A 17,519-nucleotide genomic window follows, 5' to 3' on the forward strand; every position below is an offset into this window, starting at 1 on the left:
CGTCGCCTACCCTGGGAAGGGTCATGGCACGCGTCATCCACGTCTTCCGCCGACCCGACCGCTTCGTGGCCGGGACCGTTGGCGAGCCCGGCGATCGCGCCTTCTACCTGCAGGCGATCGAGAGCTCCCGGACGATCAGCGTGCTGCTGGAGAAACAGCAGGTCACGGTGCTGGCCGAGCGGATCACCGCGCTGCTCGGCGAGGTGGCGAAGCGGTTCGGCGAGGAGAACCTGCAGGAGGGCACCGACGCCGGCTCGCCGCGGTCGGACACCGACCCGCTCGCCGTGCCGCTGGAGGAGGAGTTCCGGGTCGGCACCATGGGCCTGGGCTGGGACGCCGACTCCAGCTCGATCGTCGTCGAGCTGCTCGCGGTGACCGAGGAGGAGATCGACGAGTCGGTGGTGCTCGACGACACCGAGGAAGGCCCGGACGCGCTGCGGGTGTTCCTCTCGCCGAACGAGGCGAAGGCGTTCGCCGATCGCGCGGAGAAGGTCGTCTCGGCCGGCCGCGCGCCGTGCCCGCTGTGCGCCGAGCCGCTCGATCCCGAGGGCCACGTCTGCGTCCGGCTCAACGGCTACCACGACCGCAATCCCGTGGCCGAGACCGAGACCGAGACCGAGACCGAGTGAGCGGCCAGGCCCCCGACCTGCGCGACCCGGCCGTCCTCGAGGTCCTGGCCCGCGGCCGCATCGAGATCACCGGCCGGATGGTGGACGCCTCCAACGCCACCCTGTTCGGCACCGCCACCCTCGACGGGATCGAGCTGCGCTGCGTCTACAAGCCGGTCCGCGGCGAGCGCCCGCTGTGGGACTTCCCGGACGGCACCCTGGCCGGCCGCGAGGTCGGCGCCTACCTGGTCGCCGAGGAGTCCGGCCTGCGGGTCGTCCCGCCGACCGTGCTGCGCCAGGAGGCGCCGTTCGGGCCGGGGATGGTGCAGGCGTGGGTCTCCTCCGGTGACGAGAGCGCGCTCACCGGCGGCGGCGACGAGCCGGACGACGGGTTCGGCGCCGAGATCGACGAGGAGACCATCCAGCTCGCCGCCGAGTCGCTGGTCGAGCTGTGCGAGCCGGACTGCGTCCCGGACGGCTGGCTGCCGGTGCTGCGGGCCCGCGACGGCGCCGGGGACCCGGTCGTCCTGGTGCACGCCGACCATTCGCAGCTGCGGTCGATGGCGCTGTTCGACGTCGTCGTCAACAATGCCGACCGCAAGGGCGGGCACGTCATCCTCGGCGGGGACGGCGGCGTCTACGGCGTCGACCACGGCCTGACCCTGCACAGCGAGCCGAAGCTGCGGACGGTGCTGTGGGGCTGGATCGGCGACGAGCTCGGCGAGGAGCACACCGCCGCACTCAAGGAGCTGCGCGCCAAGCTGGCCGGCGACTTCGCCGACACCCTCGGCGAGCACGTGACCCGGCGCGAGATCGCCGCGCTGCGCTCCCGGATTGACCACCTGCTCGCCGAGCCGCGGTTCCCGGGGCCGGACGGGTTCGGGCCGGCGATCCCCTGGCCGGCCTTCTGACGTCCGGCCCCGGGCGGCTCACCGGGTGAGGTGCAGCTGCCCGAGCCGTTGCGTCGCCCGGGTCATCGCCACGTAGAGATCGGCCGGTTCGCGCTCCCGGATCCGGTCCGGGTCGACGATCAGGACCGCGTCGAACTCCAGACCCTTCGACGACGACGGCGTGTGCACGGCCACCCCGGCGGCGGCGGGCAGCGGGTCGGTGCCCTCCGGAACGATCACCGCGAGCGTCCCGCCGTCGAGCCGCGCCCGCTCGGCGGCCACCACGCCCGCCAGGTCCGCGGCCGGCACGGTCCGCTCCCACGGCTGCTCACCGGTCTCGCGGACCGACTCCGGCGGGCGGTGCCCCGGCGCGTACGTCGCCAGCACGGCCGCCGCCGGCGCCATGATCTCGGCCGGGGTCCGGTAGTTGACCGTGAGCGTCCGGTGCGTCCAGCGCTCCGCCAGGTGCGGGCCGAGCACCTCGGCCCAGCTCCGCGCGCCGGCCGGGGCGCTGCGCTGGGCGAGATCGCCGACCGCGGTGATCGACCGGGACGGGCAGCGGCGCAGCAGCACGTGCCAGTCCATCGCGGACAGCTCCTGCGCCTCGTCGACGACGAGATGACCGTAGCGCCAAACGCGGTCGCCCGCGGCCCGCTCGGCGACCGTCAGCGGGACCCCCGGCACGTGCCGCGCGGCGAGCTGTTCGGCGGTGACGAAGTCGGTGGCCCGCAGCTCGTCGGCGTCCTCGCCGGCCAGGTCCCGGTCGGCCGAGGTGAGCACGGTCAGCACGCCCTCGGCGTAGTGTGCGTCGGCCCCGGCGGTGCTGTTCCCCGCGGCCGCGGCGTTCTCGGGGAGCGGGCCCAGCAGCTCGTCCAGCTCGTCGAGCAGCGGGGCGTCGGCGACCGTCCAGGGCGCTCCCGGGGCGCGGTGCAGCACGGCGAGATCGGCGCCCTCGCCCGCTGCGGCGAGCCGGTCGGCTGAGCCGAAGAGGTCGGTGAGCGCGCGCTGCGGGGTCAGCAGCGGCCAGAGGTCCTCGACGGCCTCGTGGAACTCCGGCGCCGAGCGCAGCTCCGAGCGCAGCTCGTGGCGCAGGTCGGCGGACACCTCGGCGGCGCCGGCCGGCTCGATCTCGGGCAGGTCCAATCCGGCGAGCAGCTCGGCCAGCTCCGGCGGGTCGGCCAGCCGGGTGTCCAGCCGTTCCAGCCCCTGGTCGACGAGCAGCCTGCCGAGGGTGTCCCGGAACGTCGCCCGGGCGGCGTTGTGCGGCAGACCGGTCGCCCGGGCCCGGCGGCGGGCCTCCGCCGCGGTCGCCCGGTCCAGCCGCAGCGTCACGTCCTCCAGCTCGATCGCGACGGTCGCGGCGGGCAGCCCCTGCCGGTCCGCGACGGCGCGGCGGAGCACGTCGACCATCGACAGGTCGCCCTTGCGGCGGGCGGCCTCCGGCGGGTCGGTCGCGCTCGCCACGATCCCGTGCGCGAGCCGCCCCGGCGTGGTGAACACGACTGCGGACTCGCCGAGCGCGGGCAGCACCCCGCCGACGTAGCGGACGAACCCGGCGCTGGGCCCGACGACGAGCACGCCGCTGCGGGCGAGCCGGTCCCGGTGGGCGTAGAGCAGGTAGGCCACCCGGTGCAGGGCGACCGCGGTCTTGCCGGTGCCCGGCCCGCCCTCGATCACCACCGTGCCGGCCAGCGGCAGTCGGATGATGTCGTCCTGCTCGGCCTGGATGGTGGTGACGATATCGCGCATCGTCGATCCGCGCGGTGCCTTCAGCGCGGCCAGCAGGGCTGGATCGGACGCGGCCTCGGTGCGGTGGGCGAGCGCGCCGTCCAGCACGTCGTCGTGGAAGGTGTCGACCCGCTCGTCGGGGGCGGTGCCGGCCAGCCGGAAGTGCCTGCGCCGGGTCACGCCGAGCGGGGTGACCGGGGTGGCGCAGTAGAAGGGCCGGGCGGCCGGCGCCCGCCAGTCGATCAGCGCGCTCTCGCCGTCGGCCGGGTCGGTGAGCCCGATCCGGCCGACGTAGGTCGGGCCGCTGTCGGTGTGGTCGAGCCGGCCGAAGCACAGCCCGTACCGGGCGGCCCGCAGCGCACCGGCCCGCTCCGACCAACGGAACTCCGAGACGTCGCGCTCCCAGCGGGCGCTGAGCTCCTCGCCGGCGGGGGTGGACCGGGCGGTCGCGGCGCGGGTGTCGACCGCGGTGAGCTCGGCGGTGAGCAGCCCGTGCAGCCACCGCAGCCGGGTGGTCTCGGCGGCGAGCTCCTCGGCGAACCGGGGGCTGGTACCGGGCTTGCCGACCGTGCTATAGTTTGAATGTATTGCTGTGGCTTTGCTATCTGAAGGCACCCCACAGAGTAGCGCATTCCGCCGCGCTCGCGCGCCGTTTCCGCTCTCCCGTTCCGTTCTCCGCTGTTCGCCCGCGCGGCGCCGCCCGGTCCGGGCGCCGGGTTAGTGTCGCGGCCATGGCCTCACCCGACCCGGCCCTCCCCGAGCCGCAGCGGATCACCGTCCCCGGCGCGACCCCGCCGGGAACCACCCTCTCCGTCCTGGACAGCGGCGGATCCGGCCCGCCCGTCGTCCTGCTGCACGGCTGGCCGGACCGGGCGACGCTCTGGGCGCACCAGATCGCGGCGCTGGCCGCCGCCGGGCACCGGGTGATCGCCCCCGACCTGCGCGGCTTCGGCGACTCCGACCGGCCCGAGGGCGTCGAGAACTACCGGATCGGGGCGCTCGCCGCCGACGTGCTCGGCGTCGCGGACGCGCTCGGCGTCGGTGACTTCGCGCTCGCCGGGCACGACTGGGGTTCTTCGCTCGGCTGGGCGATCACGCTGCGCTCGCCGCGGGTCACCCGCTACGCCGCGTTCTCGGTCGGTCATCCGGCCGCGTTCGTCTCCGACGGGCTCATCCAGAAGGCCAAGTCCTGGTACATGCTGTGGTTCCAGTTCCCCGGCGTCGCCGAGGAGGTGTTGCCCGCCGACGACTGGGCGTTCCTGCGGACCTGGGCGCACGTGTCGTTCGACGACGGGCATCCGCTGCCCGGACAGCAGATCGCCGACCTGTCCCGGCCGGGCGCGCTCACCGCGTCGCTGAACTGGTACCGGGCCAACATCGACCCGGCGACGTTCGTGCCGACCGGCCCGCTGCAGATGCCGCCGGTCCGGGTCCCGGTGCTCGGGGTGTGGAGCGACCGCGACATGGCGCTGACCGAGAGCCAGATGCGGCGCTCCGCCGAGTTCGCCGAGGACTTCCGGTACGAGCGCGTCGCCGGCGCGGGCCACTGGATCCCGGCCGAGGCGCCGGAACGGACCAGCGAGCTGCTGCTCGACTTCCTGCGCTGAGCCCGCCCGCACCGGGGTGACCGAGCGGACACCGGACGGTCCGCGCACGCCGTGGGCGCGAGGGGCCAGGATGGGGCAGGACGAACGCGCGGCGCCGGCCGCGCCCGGCGAGACGGAGGAGCACGATGGCGGAGAAGAGCCGGATCGGGGTCACCGGGCTGGCGGTGATGGGGGCGAACCTGGCCCGCAACATGGCCCGCCGCGGCTTCACCGTGGCGGTGCACAACCGCACCACCGCGAAGACCACCCAGTTCATCGAGGACTACGGCCACGAGGGCGCCTTCACCGGCTCGGAGTCGCTGCAGGACTTCGTCGACGCGCTCCAGACGCCGCGCACCGTCGTCGTCATGGTGAAGGCCGGCAAGCCGGTCGACGCCGTCATCGACGAGCTGGCGCCGCTGCTCGACGAGGGCGACATCATCGTCGACGCCGGGAACTCGCACTTCCCGGACACCGACCGGCGCACCGCGCACTGCGCGGAGCTGGGCCTGCGGTTCATGGGCATCGGCGTGTCCGGCGGCGAGGAGGGCGCGCTCAACGGGCCGAGCATCATGCCCGGCGGGGACCCGGCCGCCTACGCCGAGATCGCCGACGTACTGACCGCGATCGCCGCGAACGTCGACGGCACCCCCTGTTGCACGCACGTCGGGCCGGGTGGCGCCGGGCACTACGTGAAGATGGTGCACAACGGCATCGAGTACGCCGACATCCAGCTCATCGCGGAGGCGTACGACCTGCTGACGCACGTCGGCGGGCTGTCCGCGCCGGACATCGGGACGATCTTCGAGCAGTGGAACACCGGCGACCTCGAGTCGTTCCTGATCGAGATCACCGGCATCGTGCTGGCCAAGACCGACGAGCGGACCGGCGGGCCGCTGGTCGACGTGATCACCGACCAGGCCGAGCAGAAGGGCACCGGCCGCTGGACCGCGATCGACGCGCTCGATCTCGGCGTCCCGCTGACCGGCATCACCGAGGCGGTGTTCGCCCGGACGCTGTCCGCGCTGCGCGACGAGCGCCGGGCAGCGTCGACGACGCTGGCCGGGCCCGCGCCGAAGCCGGCCACCGACGTCGACCGGCTGGTCGACGACGTCCGGCAGGCGCTCTACGCGTCCAAGGTGGTCGCCTACGCGCAGGGGTTCGCCCAGATGCGGGCCGCCTCGCAGGCCAACGGCTGGGACCTCGATCTCGGCGCGATGGCCCGGATCTGGCGCGGCGGCTGCATCATCCGCGCCCAGTTCCTGAACCGGATCACCGAGGCCTACGAGTCGCACCCCGATCTGGACAACCTGCTGATGGTCCCGTACTTCACCGAGGCCGTCGGGAACGCGCAGGACGCGTGGCGGCGGGTGGTGGTGACGGCGACCGAGCACGGCGTCGCGATCCCGGCGTTCTCGTCGAGCCTGAGCTACTACGACGGCTACCGCCGCGAGCGCGGCCCGGCCAACCTGATCCAGGGGCTGCGCGACTACTTCGGCGCGCACACCTACCACCGGACCGACGCCGACGGCGCCTTCCACACCCGGTGGAGCCAGGACGGCGCGGAGGTCCGCACCGACTGACCCCGTCGGTCGGTAGGCTCGTGGCATGGCGCAACCGTTCGTGCCACGGGCCGCCCGGCGGACCGAGCGGTTGTTCCGGATCGCGATGCTGGTCAAGGGCGTCGACGGGGCGGCCGAGCTGCTCGCCGCGATCGCCCTGCTGCTGGTCTCCGGGGACCGGCTGCACCAGGTGGTCGCGCAGGTGCTGGCCCGGGACCTGCTGGGCCCGCCGGACGCGCCGCTCGCCCGGCACCTCACGACGGCCGTCGACGACGTCGCGGGCGGCGGCCGGACGTTCGTGATCGTCTACCTGGCGCTGCACGGCGTGATCAAGCTGGCGCTGGTGTGGGCGTTGCTGCGCCGGTGGCTGCCGGCGTACCCGCCGGCCGTCGTCGTGCTGGGGCTGTTCGTGGTCTATGAGCTCGTGCACGCCTGGCACACCGGTTCGGTGCTGCTGCCGGTGCTCGCGCTGCTGGACATCGCGATCATCGTGCTGGTGGTGCGGGAGTACCGGCTGCTGCGCCGGGAACGCGCGATGTGACGGTGCGGGGTGGGGCGGGGCAGCTGCGCCAGGGGACCGGACCGCGCCAGGCCGGACCGCGCCAGGGCGGGCCGCGCCCGGGTGTCCGGGGCCTGAGCGGGGGTGGCCGCGCCGCGGTCAGGCCGCGAGCGGGAGGTCGCGCAGCACCGCGCGGGCCGCGGCGCGCCCGGCCCGGTCCGCGCCGATCGTGCTGGCCGACGGTCCGTAGCCGACCAGGTGCAGCCGCGGGTCGGCGACCACCCCGGTGTCCAGCGGCTCACCCATCACGATCCCGCCGCCGGGCCCGCGCAGCCGCAGCGGCGCGAGATGCCCCAGCGCCGGACGCCAGCCGGTCGCCCACAGCACGACGTCGGCGGGCTCGGTGCTGCCGTCCGCCCAGCGCACCCCGTCCGGGGTGAGCGCGGCGAACATCGGCCGCCGTCGCAGCACCCCGCTCGTGATGCCCGCGCGCACCTCGGGGGTGAGCCCGAGCCCGGTCACCCCGACGACGCTGCTCGGCGGCAGACCGGCCCGGACCCGTTCCTCGACCAGGGCCACCGCGGCGCGGCCGCGCTCGGCGTCGAACGGGCCGTCGTTCCACACCGGTTCGCGCCGGGTCACCCAGGTCGTCGCCGCGGCCTGCGGGGCGATCTCCAGCAGCAGCTGCACCGCGGTGATCCCGCCGCCGACGACGACCACCCGCAGCCCGGCCATCGCCGCCGGGCCCGGGTAGTCGCGGGCGTGCAGGCTGCGCCCGCGGAACGACGCCGCACCTGGGTAGGCCGGGACGAACGGCCGGGTCCAGGTGCCGGTCGCGTTGATCACCCGATCGGCGATCCAGGTGCCGCGGTCGGTCTCGACGGCCAGCGGGCCGGACCGGGCGGCCGGGGCGGGGCCGCCGTCCGGCAGGCCGTCCTGCACCGCGTCCCGCACCGCGTGCACCTGTACCGGCCGGACCACCTGCAGGCCGGCGGTCCGTTCGATCTCGGCGAAGTACTCCGGCACCGCCTCCCGGGCCGGCCGGTCCGGATCGGCCCCCGGCTCGTCGAACCCGGATCGGACGCCCGCGAGGTCGTGGATGCCGTTGACGGTGAGCATCACCAGGGTCGGCCAGCGGTGCCGCCAGGCGCCACCCGGGCCGTCCTCGCCGTCGAGCACCACCATGTCCCGGCCGGGCACGAGCCCGCCGCGGCGCAGCCCGGCCGCCGCGGACAGGCCCGCCTGCCCCGCGCCGATCACCACCACCGCTACCCGTCCCACCTCCAGGGCAACGCCGCCACCACCCGCGCTCATCCCGGGTGATCGACAGCGGTGATCAGCCGGGGACGTCGGCGTTGCGGCCGCAGACCACCAGCGCCAGGCGGGCGCCGGGGTGCCGTTCCAGGACCGTCCGCGCCGCGGGGACCAGGCAACCGGCGGCCGGCTCGGCCCAGATCCCGGCGTGCTCGGCGAACGCGACCGAGCCGGCGTGGGCGTCGGCGTCGGTGACCACCAGCACCTCCTCGACCAGCTCGCGGACGTGGTCGTAGGTCAGCTGCGACACCGACGGCGCGGACAGCGTGGTCACCGCCGAGGTGATCGTGACCGGGACCGGGCCACCGGCGGCCAGCGCCGCGGACATCGCCTCGGCACCCAGGGTCTCCACCCCCCACACCCGGGCCCCCGGGAGCAGCGCCGTGATCGCCACCGCGATCCCGGACAGCAGCGCCCCGCCGCCCACCGAGACCAGCACGTCGGTGGGCGGCTCGCCGAGGGCGATCGCGTCGCGGGCCAGCTCCAGCCCGACGGTGCCCTGCGCAGCGAGGGTGACCGGATCGTCGAACGGGTGCAGCAGCGTCATCCCGTCCGCCTGCAGCTGGGTGGCCAGCGCGAACGCCGCCGGGATGTCCGGGGTGAGCCGAACGTCCGCACCGGCCGTGCGGGCCGCGGCCACCGAGCGGGCGGGCGCGTTCTGCGGCATGACGACGACGGCGGCCACCCCGGCCGCGCCCACCACGTCGGCGACGGCCAGGCCGTGGTTCCCGCCGGACACCGCGACCAGCCCGGCGGCGCGCTCGTCGGCGGAAAGCGTGGCGAGCTTCGCGAGCACCCCGCGCGGCTTGAAGGACCCGGTGCGCTGCAACTGTTCCAGCTTCAGCAGGACCGGGGCGCCGAGCAGCGCGGAGAGCCCGGGGGAGGGGACCGTCGGGGTGCGCAGCACGTCCCCGGCGATCCGGTCCGCCGCGGTCTCGATGTCGTCGAGGGTCACCAGATCGGCCATGGCCGCGACGGTAGTGACCGGGCCCGGCGCTGCGGGCGTCAGCCCATCGTCTTCCGGCCGTCGATGGTCTCCCGGATGATGTCGGCGTGCCCGCTGTGCTGGGCGGTCTCGCCGACGATGTGGGCGAACACCTGGCGGGCGCTCCAGTGCATCTCCTCCGGGAACCACGGCGCCGGCGGCAACGGGTGCGAGAGGTCCAGGTCGACGGTGGCCACGAGCTCGTCGGTGCGGGCGGCGGTCGCGGTGTAGCGCTCGAGCAGCGCGGCGAGGCTGTCGCTGTCGCTGTCGTCGAGGGCGAAGTCGTCCCGTTCGGCTCCCGGCTCCGCGGCCTGCTCCCAGCCGTCGGCGCCCTCCACGGTGCCGGTGAGGATGAAGTCCACCCAGCCCCGTTCGACGCCCTCGACGTGCTTGAGCAGCCCGGCCAGGGTCAGCGCGCTCGCCGTGGGGCGCCGCCGGGCGTCGGCGTCGGACAGTTCGGCGACGGTGTGCCGGAGCAGCATCCGGTGCTTGGCGAGGGTTTCCAGCAGGGTGCGGCGCTCGCCGTCGAGATCGGCGGGGACGGCGGCGAGCAGCTCGGACATGGAGTCGGCGGTGGTCATAGCTCAGCCCATCGTCTTCCGGCCGTCGATCGCCTCGCGGATGATGTCCGCGTGGCCGGCGTGCTGGCTGATCTCGGCGAGCACGTGGATCGCGACCCGCCGCACCGACCAGCTGACGCCCGGCTCGAACCACGGTGCCACCGGCAGCGGGTGCGCCGAGTCCAGGTCGGCGGAGCGCAGGATCTCCTCGGTGCGGGCGGCGACCTGCTCGACCCGGGCCCGCAGGTGCTCCAGGGTCTCGTGCTCGGCGAGCACGAACCGGGTGTCGGTCCACTCGGTCTCGGCCCAGCTGTCGTTCTCGGCGATCGCGTTCCAGTCGATGTCGTCGCCGTAGACCTCGTGCTCGGAGCCGAACGCGCCGGCGCCCTCGACGGCGAACCGGAACCACTGCTCCTCGGCGTCCGCGACGTGCTTGAGCAGCGAGGCGATCGTCAGCGCACTGACCGTGCTCGCGGTGCGGGCCTGCTCCTCGGTGAGGTCCTGCGCGGTCTGCAGCAGGAACCCGCGGTGCCGCTCCAGGGTGGTGATCAGCTCGGCGCGCTCACCGGCCGGTGCCTGCTGCCCGGTGGTCTCGGCTGTGGCGTTCATGATCGGGTCGCCTCTCGGTCGTCGGGTGCCGTCCCGGTTCCCCCCCGGTCCGACGTGAACGACGCTATGACCCGATGCGGACAGCTCCGGTCCTCGATGGGACACGGATCCGCACGTTCTGCGAGGACGGCGGTCACTGCCGCAGCGCGCGCAGGGCGTCCTCCCAGCGGGCGCGGCGGGCCGCCCCGTCCAGCTCCCACCACGGCGTCCCGCGCTCACCGAGACCGTGCCTGGCGGCGCCGACCCGCTCCCGGGCCGCGCGGACGCGCTCGTCGTCGCCGGTCCGCTTCCCGGCGCCGACCTCGGCGCGCGCCCGGCCGAGGTGCTGCTGCAGCTCGGCCCGCACGTCGTCGGGCAGGATCGGATCGGCGGCCCGCCAGCGGCGGCCCCGGACGACGACGTACCGGCCGTCCGGGGTCCGCCCGAGCTCGGGACCGCCCATCCGCGACGTCCTCAGCCGCTGACCGGCACCACGTCCGGCGCGCCGAGCCGGGCCGCGTCGGCGGTCTCGTCGTCGGGCATCCGCTGGCTCTCCCGCTCCGCCTCGACCCGCTTGACGTAGTGGTCGACCTCGCGGGCGACCTGCTCGTCGTTCCAGCCGAGTACCGGGGCGACCAGCGTCGCGACCTCCTCGGCAGCACCCGCACCCCGGTCGAACGTCTCGATCGAGATCCGGGTGCGGCGGGCCAGGATGTCCTCCAGGTGCCGGGCGCCCTCGTGCGAGGCCGCATAGACGACCTCGGCGCGCAGGTAGTCCGACGCCCCGGCCAGCGGCTCGGCGAGCGTCGGGTCCTCGGCGGCCAGGTCCAGCACCTCCTGGATCAGCGAGCCGTACCGGCCGAGCAGGTGCTCGATCCGCCCCGGGTGCAGCCCGGACTGCGCGGCCAGCCGTGCGGTGGCGTTGCGCAGCGCGTGGAAGCCCTCGGCGCCCAGCAGCGGGACGTCCTCGGTGACCGACTTCGCGACCTTGGCGTCCAGGCCGTGCACGGCGGCGTCCACCGCGTCGCGGGCCATCACCCGGTAGGTCGTGTACTTGCCGCCGGCGACCACCACCAGGCCGGGCACCGGCGTCGCGACGGCGTGCTCCCGGGACAGCGTGGAGGTCGACTCCGACTCGCCGGACAGCAGCGGGCGCAGGCCCGCGTAGACGCCCTCGACGTCGTCGTGCGTGAGCGGCTGCTCCAGCACCTCGTTGACGTGCCGCAACAGGTAGTCGATGTCGGCGGCGGACGCCGCGGGATGGGCCTTGTCCAGGTCCCAGTCGGTGTCGGTGGTGCCGATGATCCAGTGCCTGCCCCACGGGATGACGAACAGCACCGACTTCTCGGTGCGCAGGATCAGTCCCGAGTCGCCGCGGATCCGGTCCCGCGGGACGACCAGATGGATGCCCTTGGACGCGCGCACCTTGAACAGGCCGCGCTCACCGGCCAGCGCCTGGGTCTCGTCGGTCCACACCCCGGTCGCGTTGATGACCTGACGCGCGCGGACCTGGGTCTGTTGCCCGTTCTCGAGATCCTGCACGGTCGCGCCGACCACCCGGCCGGCGTCCTTGAGCAGCCCGACCACCCGCGCCCGGGTCGCCACGTGCGCGCCGTAGGCGGCGGCGGTGCGTGCGATGAACATGGTGTGCCGGGCGTCGTCGACCTGGGCGTCGTAGTACTGCAGGGCGCCGACCAGCGCGTCCTTGCGCAGCGACGGGACCACCCGGCGCGCGCCGCGCCGGGTCAGGTGCCGGTGGTGCGGCACGCCCCGCGAGCGCCCGGACAGGAAGCCGAGGGTGTCGTAGAGCGCCACACCGGCCCCGGCGTAGAGCCGTTCCCAGCCGCGGTGCTGCAGCGGGTAGAGGAACGGCACCGGGCGGACCAGGTGCGGTGCCAGGTGCTGGATGAGCAGCCCGCGCTCGGCGAGTGCCTCGGCGACCAGCCGGAAGTCCAGCATCTCCAGGTAGCGCAGGCCGCCGTGGACGAGCTTGGAGGACCGGCTGGAGGTGCCGGACGCGAAGTCCCTGGCCTCGACCAGGCCGGCGGACAGGCCGCGGGTCGCGGCGTCGAGCGCCGCTCCGGCGCCGACGACACCTCCGCCGACCACGAGCACGTCGAGCTCACGGTCGCCCATCGCCTGCAGCGCCGCGGTACGGGCCTCCGGGGAGAGTGCCACCGATTTCATGATCGGACCCTTCTGAGTCGTTGCGTCACACGGGGACTACCCGTTCCAACAGCGTTCTGCGCCCGGATGTGCCCGGTGTCGCCCCGCGGGGCGACACCGGGCGGGCGGGTGTCAGTCCACGTCCACCCAGTCGAGCGTCCGCTCGACCGCCTTCTTCCACTTCGCGTACCCGGCGTCGCGCTGGGCCTCGTCCCACTGCGGCTCCCAGCGACGCGCCTCGTTCCAGTTCTCCCGCAGCTCGTCGGTGGACTTCCAGAACCCGACGGCCAGGCCGGCCGCGTAGGCGGCACCGAGCGCCGTCGTCTCCGCGACGACCGGGCGGGACACCGGGACGCCGAGCACGTCCGCCTGGATCTGCATGCACAGCTCGTTGAGCGTGACGCCGCCGTCGACCTTCAGCACGTCCAGCGCGACGCCGGAGTCCTTCGACATCGCCTCGGTGACGTCGCGGGACTGGTAGCAGATCGCCTCCAGCGTGGCCCGGGCCAGGTGCGCGTTGGTGTTGAACCGGGACAGCCCGACGATCGCGCCGCGCGCGTCGGACCGCCAGTACGGCGCGAACAGCCCGGAGAACGCCGGCACGAAGTAGACGCCGCCGTTGTCCTCCACCTGGCGGGCCAGCGACTCCGACTGGGAGGCGCCGGAGATGATCCCCAGCTGGTCGCGCAACCACTGCACGGCCGACCCGGTGACCGCGATCGAGCCCTCCAGGGCGTAGACCGGGCGCTCGCCCTCGAACTGGTAGCACAGCGTGGTGAGCAGCCCGGACTCCGAGCGGACCAGCTCGTTGCCGGTGTTGAGCAGCATGAAGTTGCCGGTGCCGTAGGTGTTCTTGGCCTCGCCGGGGGCGAAGCACACCTGGCCGACGGTGGCGGCCTGCTGGTCGCCCAGGTCGCCGGTGATCGGGACCTCGCCGCCCAGCGGCCCGGTCGCCAGGGTCGTGCCGAACGCGGTCGCCGACGACGACGGCCTGATCTCCGGGAGCATCCGGCGCGGGATGCCGAAGAAGCCCAGCAGCTCGTCGTCCCAGTCCAGGGTCTCGAGGTCCATCAGCATGGTGCGGCTGGCGTTGGTCACATCGGTGACGTGCCGCCCGCCCTGGGTGCCGCCGGTGAGGTTCCAGATCACCCAGGTGTCGGTGTTGCCGAAGATCGCGTCGCCGTTCTCGGCGGCCTCGCGGACCCCGTCGACGTTCTCCAGGATCCACTGGATCTTCCCGCCGGAGAAGTAGGTGGCAGGCGGCAGGCCGGCCCTGCGGCGGATCACCTCGCCCTTGCCCTCGCGCTCCAGGGCGGTGGCGATCCGGTCGGTGCGGGTGTCCTGCCAGACGATCGCGTTGTAGTAGGGCCGGCCGTTGTGCCGGTTCCAGACGACGGTCGTCTCCCGCTGGTTGGTGACGCCCAGCGCGACGAGATCGGACGCGGACAGCCCGGTCTTGGTCAGTGCCTGCTGCAGGCAGGTGTTGGTGCGCTCGATGATCTCGATCGGGTCGTGCTCGACCCAGCCTGCCTGCGGCAGGATCTGCTCGTGCTCCAGCTGGTGGCGGCCCACCTCGTTGCCGGAGTGGTCGAAGATCATGAAGCGGCTGCTGGTCGTGCCCTGGTCGACGGCGCCGACGAACTCTGCCATTGAGCTCTCCTAAGGATGTGCGGGTCGGGTACGTGATCGGCCGGGCGTCAGACCCGTCCGACCTCCTGCGGGGCGTCCTCGGCCGGGATGTAGCGGTCGACCAGGAGCTTGAACAGCCCGCCGCCGACCAGACCACCGATGATCGGGGCCAGGATCGGCAACCACCAGTACTGGACGCCGTCGCCGGTCACCCAGGCGTTCTCGTAACCGGTGATCCAGGACGCCAGCCGGGGGCCGAAGTCACGGGCCGGGTTGATCGCGTAGCCGGCGTTCGAACCCCAGGCCATGCCGATTCCGACGACCAGCACGCCGATCATGAACGGCGCCATGTTGGCTGCCGGTCCCTTGTTCCGCGGGTGCACCAGCGCGAAGATCACGAAGACCAGGATCGCGGTGCCGACCACCTGGTCGAGGAACGCCGTCTGGATGGTGGTGACGTCGGACGGGAAGGTCGAGAAGATGCCCTGGGTCTCGGTCAGGGTCGGGTCGACCGAGCGGATCAGGTCGGCGTAGGTGGCCCGCACGATCAGCGCCGCGACGAACGCGCCGAGGAACTGGGCCGCGATGAACGGGGCGACCTTCCGCCACGGGAAGCCGTCGTAGGCGGCGAACGCGATCGTCACCGCCGGGTTGAGGTGCGCGCCGGAGATCCGTCCGGCGACGTAGACGCCGAGCATCACGCCGATGCCCCAGGCCCACGCGATCGAGTCGTACTGACCGGCCGAACCGTCCGGTGTGGTGACCACCTGCGCGACGACGCCGACGCCGAACAGGATCAGGATCATCGTTCCGGCGAACTCGGCGCTCAGCTCGCCGAGCAGGGAAGGCGGCCGGCCGCGGGCCGGTGTGCTCGGTGCGGCGGTGGTCGCCCCGTCACCGGTCTTCTCGGAGCTCGTCATCGAACCCCCTCCTGGTGTCGTCCCAGCACGGGGCCGGGCGGCCCCGTCGCGTGCCCGGGGACGCTAGGAGCGACAGGGTCCCGCGGCAACGCGAGGCGTTCGGCGATGTCGAATGTTGCGGGTCGAACGGCCCATGATCGCTTTCCGGTGCCTAGGATCGGCGGCGTGGCCCGGCAGATCCAGTCGGTGGAACGGGCGGCCGCCCTGCTGCGGCTGCTCGGCGGAGCGGGGCGGCCGCTGGCGCTGGCGGAGCTCGCCGCGGCGCTGGACCTGCCGCGGCCGACCGCGCACGGGATCCTGCGGACGCTGCGCGAGGAGGGCCTGGTCGCGCAGGACGGCGCGTCCGGCCGCTACCTGCTGGGCGACGGGCTGGGCCGGCTCGGCACCCCGTGGGACCGGCACGACCTGCGGGCCCGGGCGATGAACTGGGCGGACGCGCTGGCGGCCGGCACCGGCTGTGCGGTCTACCTTGGGGTGCCCGCGGCGGACGGCCGCGGGGTGGACGTGGTGCACCACGTGTTCCGGCCGGACGGCAGCCCGCAGGAGTTGCGGACGAACACGGTGCAGCCGCTGCACGCCACCGCGTGGGGGCTGTGCCTGCTGGCGTTCGCGCCGGCGTCGGTGCGGGTCGTGGAGCCGCTGGACCGCTACACCCGGCGCACCGTCGTCGATCCGGTGGTGCTCGCCCGCGAGCTGACCGCGGTCCGGCGGCGCGGCTGGGCCGCCGACCCGGGCGGGTGGGAGCCGGGCGCGGGCGGGCTGGCCGTGCCGGTGCGCAGCGGCGGCGGGCTGACCGTGGCGGCGCTCGGCGTCGGGGGACCGGTGGAGCAGCTGTTCAGCGGCGACGGGCGGGCGCGGCCGGATCCGCTGGACGGGCTGACCGGTGCGGCCGCCGAGATCGCGGCCGGTCTGGAGGGGCTCGCATGACCACCGTCCCGGCGTCCGAGCGGGTGGTCGCGGCGATCGACCAGGGGACGACGTCGACCCGCTGCCTGCTGTTCACCCGGTCCGGCCGGATGGTCGCGGTGGCCCAGCGCGAGCACCGGCAGCACTTCCCGAGCCCGGGCCGGGCCGAGCACGACGCGGCCGAGATCTGGCGGGCGGTGACCCGGGTGGTGCCCGCGGCGCTGCGGCAGGCCGGCCTCGGCCCGGAGAACGTCGCCGCGCTGGGCATCGCCAACCAGCGGGAGACGACGGTGATCTGGAACCGGCACACCGGCGTCCCGCTCGCCCGGGCGATCACCTGGCAGGACACCCGCACCGACGGCATCGTCGCCGGGCTGGCCGACGACGCCGGGCTCTACGCCCGGGTGTCCGGGCTCGGTCCGGCGACCTACTTCGCCGGGCCGCGGTTGCAGTGGCTGCTCGATCACGTGCCGGGCGCCCGGGACGGGGCCGAGCGGGGTGACGTGCTGTTCGGGACGATCGAGAGCTGGCTGATCTGGCGACTGACCGGTGGCCCGGACGGCGGGGTGCACGTCACCGACGTCACCAATGCCAGCCGCACCATGCTGATGGACCTGCGCACCTGCGAGTGGTCGCCCCGGTTGTGCGCGGCGCTGCGGGTGCCGCCGGCGATGCTGCCGCGGATCGTGCCGAACGCGCAGGTCTACGGCAGGTGCGTCGGGATCCTGCCGGGGGTGCCGGTGGCCGGCGCGCTGGGCGACCAGCAGGCGGCCCTGGTCGGGCAGACCTGCTTCGCGCCCGGCGAGGCGAAGTGCACCTACGGGACGGGAGCGTTCCTGCTGAAGAACACCGGGTCCCGGATCGCCGGGTCGGACGCCGGGCTGATCCCGACCGTCGGCTACCTGTTCGGCGACGAGCCGGTGTACGCACTGGAGGGCTCGATCGCGATGACCGGGTCGCTGGTGCAGTGGTTCCGCGACGCGCTCGGGATGATCTCCACCGCGGCCCGGATCGAGACCCTCGCGCTGAGCGTCCCGGACAACGGCGGCTGCTACGTCGTCCCGGCGTTCTCCGGGCTGTACGCGCCGCGCTGGTCGCCGGAGGCGCGCGGGGTGATCGTCGGGCTGACGTCCTACATCCATCGCGGGCACCTGGCCCGCGCGGTGCTGGAGGCGACCGCCTGGCAGACCCGCGAGGTGCTGGACGCGATGAACGCCGACTCCGGGCTCGGCGTCACCCGGCTCAAGGTGGACGGTGGCATGACGGCGAACCACCTGCTCATGCAGTGCGTCGCCGACGTGCTGGACCTGACCGTCGAGCGTCCGCTGGGGTCGGAGGCGGTGTCGCTCGGCGCCGCCTACGCCGCCGGGCTCGCCGTCGGGTACTGGCCGGATCAGGAGGTGCTGCGCCGCAACTGGCACCGGGCCGCCGCGTGGGAGCCGTCGATGGATCCCGCCCTGCGCGACCGGGAGCACGTCAACTGGCAGCGCGCGGTGGAACGCAGCATGGGCTGGGCCCGGCGCTGACCGGGCGGCCGACCGGCCGGCGGGCATCGGCACGTGCTCCGGCAGCGCCGTG

Annotated in this window: 16 protein-coding genes; 7 read left to right on the top strand and 9 right to left on the bottom strand. The window is 74.2% G+C overall.

Annotated features, from left to right (window positions below):
* The first annotated feature begins 23 nt into the window (after positions 1 to 23).
* Complete coding sequence (locus ABZ881_RS22900) at positions 24 to 629, top strand: DUF3090 domain-containing protein (protein WP_358487534.1); 606 nt, start codon at positions 24 to 26, stop codon at positions 627 to 629.
* Complete coding sequence (locus tag ABZ881_RS22905; protein WP_358487535.1) at positions 626 to 1,519, top strand: SCO1664 family protein; 894 nt, start codon at positions 626 to 628, stop codon at positions 1,517 to 1,519. Before ABZ881_RS22900 ends, ABZ881_RS22905 begins: the two co-directional genes overlap by 4 nt.
* Before the next feature lie 18 nt (positions 1,520 to 1,537).
* Here the strand turns inward: ABZ881_RS22905 and ABZ881_RS22910 are convergent, their stop codons facing one another.
* A complete protein-coding gene (locus ABZ881_RS22910) occupies positions 1,538 to 3,841 on the bottom strand; it encodes a UvrD-helicase domain-containing protein (protein WP_358487537.1) in 2,304 nt (767 codons plus the stop codon).
* Positions 3,842 to 3,957: 116 nt separating this feature from the next.
* On the opposite strand from ABZ881_RS22910, the gene ABZ881_RS22915 reads away from it, so the two are divergent.
* The 3 genes from ABZ881_RS22915 (at position 3,958) to ABZ881_RS22925 (ending at position 6,915) form a co-directional block, all read left to right on the top strand.
* A complete protein-coding gene (locus ABZ881_RS22915; protein ID WP_358487539.1) occupies positions 3,958 to 4,833 on the top strand; it encodes an alpha/beta fold hydrolase in 876 nt (291 codons plus the stop codon).
* Between the two features lie 125 nt (positions 4,834 to 4,958).
* Positions 4,959 to 6,395 (top strand): NADP-dependent phosphogluconate dehydrogenase, encoded by a 1,437-nt coding sequence (gene gndA, locus ABZ881_RS22920; protein WP_358487540.1) that lies wholly within the window; start codon positions 4,959 to 4,961, stop codon positions 6,393 to 6,395.
* A 25-nt stretch (positions 6,396 to 6,420) separates the two neighbouring features.
* Positions 6,421 to 6,915: a DUF2127 domain-containing protein gene (locus tag ABZ881_RS22925; protein ID WP_358487542.1), complete on the top strand. Its 495-nt coding sequence runs from the start codon at positions 6,421 to 6,423 to the stop codon at positions 6,913 to 6,915.
* Positions 6,916 to 7,032: 117 nt separating this feature from the next.
* Here ABZ881_RS22925 and ABZ881_RS22930 read toward each other — a convergent pair whose 3' ends face one another.
* The 8 genes from ABZ881_RS22930 to ABZ881_RS22965 all read right to left on the bottom strand — a co-directional run bounded on the left by ABZ881_RS22930 (position 7,033) and on the right by ABZ881_RS22965 (position 15,035).
* On the bottom strand, positions 7,033 to 8,154 hold the full coding sequence (locus tag ABZ881_RS22930; protein WP_358487544.1) for an FAD-dependent oxidoreductase: 1,122 nt from the start codon (positions 8,152 to 8,154) through the stop codon (positions 7,033 to 7,035).
* A 55-nt stretch (positions 8,155 to 8,209) separates the two neighbouring features.
* On the bottom strand, positions 8,210 to 9,154 hold the full coding sequence (locus tag ABZ881_RS22935) for a pyridoxal-phosphate dependent enzyme (RefSeq protein ID WP_358487546.1): 945 nt from the start codon (positions 9,152 to 9,154) through the stop codon (positions 8,210 to 8,212).
* A gap of 38 nt (positions 9,155 to 9,192) precedes the next feature.
* Complete coding sequence (locus tag ABZ881_RS22940; protein ID WP_358487548.1) at positions 9,193 to 9,753, bottom strand: DinB family protein; 561 nt, start codon at positions 9,751 to 9,753, stop codon at positions 9,193 to 9,195.
* Positions 9,754 to 9,756: 3 nt separating this feature from the next.
* Positions 9,757 to 10,341 (bottom strand): DinB family protein, encoded by a 585-nt coding sequence (locus ABZ881_RS22945; protein ID WP_358487550.1) that lies wholly within the window; start codon positions 10,339 to 10,341, stop codon positions 9,757 to 9,759.
* A 133-nt stretch (positions 10,342 to 10,474) separates the two neighbouring features.
* A complete protein-coding gene (locus ABZ881_RS22950; protein WP_358487552.1) occupies positions 10,475 to 10,783 on the bottom strand; it encodes a hypothetical protein in 309 nt (102 codons plus the stop codon).
* Positions 10,784 to 10,794: 11 nt separating this feature from the next.
* Entirely contained in the window at positions 10,795 to 12,456 is a 1,662-nt protein-coding gene (locus ABZ881_RS22955; RefSeq protein ID WP_358487654.1) for a glycerol-3-phosphate dehydrogenase/oxidase, read from the bottom strand.
* A gap of 162 nt (positions 12,457 to 12,618) precedes the next feature.
* Positions 12,619 to 14,136, bottom strand: coding sequence for a glycerol kinase GlpK (glpK, locus tag ABZ881_RS22960; RefSeq protein WP_358487554.1), 1,518 nt, complete (start codon positions 14,134 to 14,136; stop codon positions 12,619 to 12,621).
* A gap of 47 nt (positions 14,137 to 14,183) precedes the next feature.
* Positions 14,184 to 15,035 (bottom strand): MIP/aquaporin family protein, encoded by an 852-nt coding sequence (locus ABZ881_RS22965; RefSeq protein ID WP_358487556.1) that lies wholly within the window; start codon positions 15,033 to 15,035, stop codon positions 14,184 to 14,186.
* A 165-nt stretch (positions 15,036 to 15,200) separates the two neighbouring features.
* Between ABZ881_RS22965 and ABZ881_RS22970 the strand changes: the two genes are divergently transcribed.
* Both ABZ881_RS22970 and glpK (ABZ881_RS22975) read left to right on the top strand, forming a co-directional pair.
* Positions 15,201 to 15,962, top strand: coding sequence for a helix-turn-helix domain-containing protein (locus tag ABZ881_RS22970; protein ID WP_344023599.1), 762 nt, complete (start codon positions 15,201 to 15,203; stop codon positions 15,960 to 15,962).
* On the top strand, positions 15,959 to 17,467 hold the full coding sequence (gene glpK, locus ABZ881_RS22975) for a glycerol kinase GlpK (protein ID WP_358487558.1): 1,509 nt from the start codon (positions 15,959 to 15,961) through the stop codon (positions 17,465 to 17,467). Before ABZ881_RS22970 ends, glpK (ABZ881_RS22975) begins: the two co-directional genes overlap by 4 nt.
* Positions 17,468 to 17,519: the final 52 nt, after the last annotated feature.

Origin of the sequence: Pseudonocardia sp. NPDC046786 (genome assembly GCF_040645415.1) — a bacterium.
Taxonomy (GTDB): domain Bacteria; phylum Actinomycetota; class Actinomycetes; order Mycobacteriales; family Pseudonocardiaceae; genus Pseudonocardia; species Pseudonocardia kongjuensis.